This is a genomic window from Mycoplasma sp. AC157 (assembly GCF_054343415.1).
The window spans coordinates 1-539 of the sequence record NZ_JBTGVE010000044.1; the positions used below are offsets into that span (position 1 = coordinate 1).

1 protein-coding gene is annotated in these 539 nt (G+C 20.4%); it reads left to right on the plus strand.

From position 1 onward, the window contains the following. Positions 1-341 precede the first annotated feature (341 nt). On the plus strand, positions 342-539 hold a 198-nt coding region (locus tag ACXX84_RS04130; protein ID WP_458560691.1), incomplete at its 3' end, for a hypothetical protein.

A 539-nucleotide genomic window follows, 5' to 3' on the forward strand; every position in this document is an offset into this window, starting at 1 on the left:
AAAATCCCTAAAATAAGGGATAATTGGTTACTTTTTGTTTTTAACTGGGAAATTAAAAAGTAATCAAGAGAAATTTACACAAAATATCTTACACTTCCGAAAAACATCTCAACAATTTGCTGAGACGTTATAAAATAATGTTAGGTTTTTGTGTTCGTGTTTATTTCTCCTTTAAAACCATTATCTAACAACATATTAATATTTTTAGCATAAATATTAAGTCAAACTGGGAAAGACGGGAAAAAATATTTGAATTTTTACTTTATAAAAAATTATGAAATATTTTAAAAAAAATGTTATAATTTAAGTACATAGATTTTAAGAATTCAATTAAGAATAGAATGAAAAAACCTCCAACTGCAATTGGAGATTTTTATTTTTTTAATTTTCCTTGAATGAATTTCTTTAAACTATTTTATATTTTAAGAACTATTATTAAAATTATAATTAGTTTTAAAAATTTCATAGATTTTCAGAATTCAATCAAGGAAAATATGAATATTTTTCTTATTCATAATTTAATTATACTTTTAAAACAG